A 5503-nucleotide genomic window follows, 5' to 3' on the forward strand; every position below is an offset into this window, starting at 1 on the left:
GCAAGTAAAGGCGAAGGGCTTGGTAACCAGTTTTTGAGTAATATTCGAGAAACCGATATGATATTGCATATGGTTAGATGTTTTAAAGATGAAAATATTACCCATGTTGAAGGCGAAGTAAATCCAATAAGAGATATCGAGATAATTGAGAGTGAGCTAATTTTTGCGGATATCGCCCAACTTGAAAAGAAAATAGAGAGATTAAATAAACAGATAAAAGCGGATAAAAAGATTGAGCCTCTTTTAAACATAGCAAAAAAGCTAAAATCCCATCTTGAAGAGATAAAACCGGTTAGAACTTTTGAACTAAAAGATGACGAAAATTTTAAAATATTAAATAAAGAGCTTAGATTTTTAAGCGCTAAACCCGTAATATTTGGGGCAAACGTAGACGAAGAGGCTATGATAGAAGATAATGAATATGTAAAAGAGGTAAGAAAATATGCCGATCAAGTAGGAGCTGACGTTATCAAACTTTGTGCGAAATTAGAAGAAGAACTTGTAGGTTTAGATGAAGATGAAGCAAAAGAACTTTTAAATGAGATGGGCGTTAAAGAGAGCGGCCTTGATAAGATTATAAGAACCGCTTTTAATAGGCTAGGACTTATCAACTATTTTACAGCCGGAGTTAAAGAGGTTAGAAGCTGGACTATAAAAAAAGGTTGGAGTGCTCCAAAAGCTGCAGGAGTTATACACGGGGATTTTGAAAAAGGCTTTATTAGAGCCGAAGTTATTAGCTATGAGGACTTTATAAAATATGGCGGTGAACAGGGAGCCAAAGAAGCAGGCAAAATGAGACTTGAAGGAAAAGATTATATTGTTCAAGACGGTGATGTTATGCATTTTAGATTTAATGTTTAAATTTTTTTAATATGACTCCACACTCTAAATGGTAAGTATATGGAAATTGATCAAAAAAAGCAAATTTATTTATATTATGGCTTTTTGTAAGCTCTTTTAAATCTCTATATAGAGTTTTTGGATTGCATGAGATATAAATAATATTATCAAACTCTTTACAGAGTCTTTTGGTAGTATCATCAAGTCCCGCCCTTGGCGGGTCTAAAAAAATTGTCGAAAACTCATAATCTTCAAGCTTTATACCCTCTTTTTTTACTCTTCTAAATTCTCTTTTTTTATAAAAAGCTTCAACAAACTCTTCACTGCTAAGTCTTACAAATTTAATATTTTCGATTTTATTGAGTTGTAAATTTTTTTTTGCCGCTTTTATAGAGGTTTTAGATATTTCCGTAGCTAAAACTTTATTGAAATTGTCGCTTAAAGGAAGAGTAAAATTTCCGTGACCGCAATAAAGCTCCAAAAGATCGCCTTTGAAATCTTTTGAGTTAACTTTAGCCCACTCAATCATTTTTTGATTTATATAAGGATTTGGTTGGGTAAAACTACCTTCAAACTCTATATATTTATATTTTTTATCAAAAATTTTAAGCTCTTCTATTATATACTCTTTGCTTAAAATCAGTTTTTGTCCCCTACTTCTTCCAATGATCGATATATTCAAATCTTTTTCTAAATTTTTAGCCTCATTTTCCCAAAACTCATCAAGTTCTTTATGGTATATTAAAGTTACCAATATTTCGCCCTTTAATGAGCTTAAAAAATCTACTCTAAAAAGCTTATGGGATAAGATCTCATATTTTTTTATTTTTTCAATCAGTTTTGGCATTAAATCATATATTGGTTTTAAAGTTATGGGACAATTATCAATCTTTATAAGTTTTTTTGAATCTAAAGAATACATCCCATAAGAGATATCTTGCTCATCTTTAATAATTCTAAATTCCGCTCTTGCTCTAAAATGGCTATCGCAAGAAGCAAAAATCTCAAAATTTTCAACTTTGAACTCTTTAAATAAAGAGATATTTTGATCGATTTTTAACTTTAGCTGCCCTTCATACCCAAGATCATAAATTTTACAACTTCCGCACTTTCCAAAATATTTACATTTCATAAAACATAATCCTAAAAATTTATATATTATTTATCTATTATACAATTATTTGATTAAACAACTCTTCATCAATTTTTGCTTGCTTTTGTCTCTTATCTCTTCTTTAATCTCTTTTTGTTATTATAAAAAAAATTTGCTTCAAAGGGCTCGAATGGAAATATCTATAGCTATTTTAGCAGCCGGTAAGGGAACAAGAATGAAATCATCCCTACCAAAAGTTTTGCATAAAATCTGCGGAAAACCTATGATATATCATATTATTAAAGAGGCGTTAAAAATAAGTAAAGATATTACCGTTATTTTAGGGCATGAAGCAAAAGCGGTGGAAGATATCATAAAAACCTATTTTAGCGATATAAAAATCGCCTATCAAGATCTAGATCGCTATCCAGGAACAGGCGGAGCGTTAAAAGAGTTGGATTTTAGTAAAGATAGAGTTTTGATACTAAACGGAGATATGCCTTTGATAACCTCGCAAGAGCTTGAAAAATTTTTAAAAGTATCCGCCGATATAGTAATGAGTATTTTAGAGCTTGAAAATCCAAAGGGTTATGGAAGAGTTGTAATAAAAAATGATAAAGTGCTAAAGATTGTAGAACAAAAAGACGCAACTGAGGAAGAACTAAAAATAAAATATGTTAACGCAGGAGTTTATCTAATAAAAAAAGATCTTTTAAAAAAGTTTTTATCAAAAATGGATAATAACAACGCTCAAGGAGAATATTATTTAACGGACATTATAGAATATGCAAATAAAAGAGGATATATTATAAAACCTTTAATAGTTGATGAAGAAGATTTTAAAGGAGTAAATACAAAACTTGATCTATCTTTAGCCGAAGAGATAATGCAAGAGAGAATAAAAAAAGAGCTTATGCTAAATGGAGTAACTATAAGACTTCCAAAGAGCGTTTTTATTGAAGAGGGGGTTAAATTTGAGGGGGAGTGTGAAATTGAAAGCGGTGTAGTAATTAGAGGGGATAGCTTTATAAAAAATTCACATATAAAAACAAATTCGGTAATAGAAGATAGCCATATAGAGTATTGCACCATCGGTCCTATGGCAAGGATTAGACCAAAAAGTTTTTTAAAAGATACGCATATAGGAAATTTTGTAGAAGTTAAAAAAAGCAAACTCCTTGGAGTAAAAGCTGGCCATTTAAGTTATCTTGGAGATAGTGAGATTGATGAAGGAACAAACATAGGTGCTGGCACTATAACATGCAATTATGACGGTAAAAACAAATATAAAACAAAAATAGGAAAAAACGTATTTGTAGGTAGTGATACGCAACTTATAGCTCCTATTACCATAGAAGACGATGTTATAATTGCTGCTGGAACGACTCTAACAAAAGATATAAAAAAGGGATCATTGGCAATTAGTAGATCTCCTTTGAAAATCGTAAAAGATTTTTATTATAAATTTTTCAATAAAGAGGGTAAATGAATATACTTGAAAATAAAAAAATATTATTAGGCGTTACCGGAAGTATAGCTATATATAAATCTATCGAATTGCTAAGACTTTTTGTAAAAAACGGAGCCCAAGTTAAAGTAATTATGAGCGAAAGCGCAAAAAAATTTATCTCGCCTTTAACATTTGAAGCTGCCGGCAGCGAAAAAGTATTGGATGAAAAAAACGAAGATTGGACAAACAGAAACAACCATATCCATGTATGCGAAGATTACGATATATTTGTTATAGCTCCTGCAACTGCAAATACAATAAATAAACTATCAAACGGCATTGCTAACAATCTTTTGCTCCAGAGCGCTTTAGCCTTTAACAAACCCAAGATCATTGCACCCGCTGCAAATACAAATATGTATAAAAATCCTTTTACTCAAGCTAGCTTAAAACTTTTAAAACTAAACGGATACAAAATCGTTGAGCCCGCAACAAAAGAGCTTGCTTGTAAAACCACCGGCGAAGGGGCTTTGGCAGATGTTGAAAAGATTTTTTACGAGAGTGCAAGAGAGCTTTTAAAAGATGAATTTTGGGAAGATAGATATGTAATAATTACCGGCGGAGGAACTATTGAGAGAATTGACGATGTTAGATTTATATCAAATTTTTCAAGCGGCAAACAGGCTTTGGCTCTTGCAAAAGCCTTTTATTTAAAAGGGGCAAAAGTTGAATTTATAACTACAAAAGAGTTTAAAGATATACCAAATATCGATGTTTATAAAGTTGAAAGCGCCTCAAAAATGAAAGAGTATATCGAAGATAGAATAAGAGTTGCCAAAAAAGGAATATTAAAAAAACCAGATCTCATAAACGATTTAAACCAACCAAAACTTATCCAAAAAACCCCGTATCTTTTTATGGCAGCAGCTGTTAGCGATTATAGACCAAAATACCCCCAAAAAGGAAAATTAAAAAAAGAGCAACTTGGCGATGAATGGTGTTTGGAGCTAATAAAAAATATAGATATTTTATCTACAATAGATAAAGAGGGTATAAAAGTTGTTGGGTTTAAAGCGGAGATAGATGAAGAAAACGCATTAAAAAACGCAAAAGATATGCTTACAAAAAAAGCTCTTGACGCAGTATGCTTAAATATCGTAAAAGGAGCAACAAAGTTTGGAAGCGATTTAAACTCTATAATTTATATAACCAAAGACAAAATTGTGCAAAGCACCCTTAAAAATAAACTTGATATCGCCTTTGATTTAACTGAGCTTACCAAGGATTTAGATGAGTAATATTCCAAGACATATCGCTATTATAATGGATGGAAACGGAAGATGGGCAAAAAAAAGAGGACTTGCTAGAATAAAAGGACATGAAAAGGGTGCTAAAGTTGTAAAAAAGATAACAACTTTTTGCGCAAACCATCCTGAGATTGAGGTTTTGACTCTTTACGCCTTTAGCACAGAAAACTGGAAAAGACCTAAAGTGGAAGTTGATTTTTTGATGAATCTTTTAGATAATTGGTTAAAAAACGAACTAAACACCTATATAAAAGAGGAAGTAAGATTTGAGGTTATCGGAGATATAAACAAGTTTTCAAAAAAGCTTCAAGATAGGATATTGTTAACTAAAGAAAAAACAAAAAACAACAAAAAGCTCACCCAAGTTTTAGCGCTAAACTACGGTGGACGCGATGAGATAATAAGAGCTTGCAAAAGAGCTAAAAAAAGCGATATTGAAATTAATGAGAAAAACTTTGAAGATTTTTTTGACGCAAAAATCGGAGATGTTGATCTATTGATAAGAACCGGCGGAGAAAAACGAATATCAAACTTTCTGCTTTGGCGTATCGCTTACGCCGAACTCTTTTTTACGGATACTTTCTGGCCCGATTTTAGCGAAACAGAACTTGAAAATATAATAAAAGAGTTTAAAAAAAGAGAAAGAAGATTTGGGGGGATATGAATCGGAATAGTAGAAGTGAGAAAGTGAAAAAGTGAAAAAGTGAAAAAGTGAGAAAGTGAGAAAGTGAGAAAGTGAGCGATGGCAAGCCGAAGGCTTAGAACGATAACTGCTTATCGTTCGTGCCCGAGCGAAGGCTGCGATTTTATGTG

The 5503-nt window shown here is 31.9% G+C and carries 5 protein-coding genes; 4 read left to right on the forward strand and 1 reads right to left on the reverse strand.

Going from position 1 to position 5503, the window contains the following annotated elements:
• Nucleotides 1–861 (forward strand): redox-regulated ATPase YchF (gene ychF / locus AC30RD_RS05730; RefSeq protein ID WP_489493379.1); only part of this gene is annotated, 861 nt, incomplete at its 5' end.
• Here the strand turns inward: ychF and trmA are convergent.
• Nucleotides 851–1972, reverse strand: a complete 1122-nt coding sequence (trmA, locus tag AC30RD_RS05735; RefSeq protein ID WP_489493380.1) for a tRNA (uridine(54)-C5)-methyltransferase TrmA — start codon at nt 1970–1972, stop codon at nt 851–853. The two genes, ychF and trmA, sit on opposite strands and share 11 nt — an antisense overlap.
• Before the next feature lie 151 nt (nt 1973–2123).
• Here trmA and glmU point away from each other — a divergent pair, with 151 nt between their 5' ends.
• Genes glmU through AC30RD_RS05750 form a run of 3 tightly spaced genes read left to right on the forward strand, consistent with a single transcriptional unit; the run spans nt 2124 to nt 5354 of the window.
• A complete protein-coding gene (gene glmU / locus AC30RD_RS05740; protein WP_489493381.1) occupies nt 2124–3422 on the forward strand; it encodes a bifunctional UDP-N-acetylglucosamine diphosphorylase/glucosamine-1-phosphate N-acetyltransferase GlmU in 1299 nt (432 codons plus the stop codon).
• On the forward strand, nt 3419–4681 hold the full coding sequence (gene coaBC, locus AC30RD_RS05745; protein WP_489493382.1) for a bifunctional phosphopantothenoylcysteine decarboxylase/phosphopantothenate--cysteine ligase CoaBC: 1263 nt from the start codon (nt 3419–3421) through the stop codon (nt 4679–4681). The genes glmU and coaBC overlap by 4 nt, the downstream gene beginning before the upstream one ends.
• Complete coding sequence (locus AC30RD_RS05750; protein WP_489493383.1) at nt 4674–5354, forward strand: di-trans,poly-cis-decaprenylcistransferase; 681 nt, start codon at nt 4674–4676, stop codon at nt 5352–5354. The genes coaBC and AC30RD_RS05750 overlap by 8 nt, the downstream gene beginning before the upstream one ends.
• Nucleotides 5355–5503: the final 149 nt, after the last annotated feature.

The sequence above is a fragment of the Nitrosophilus sp. genome (assembly GCF_982775275.1).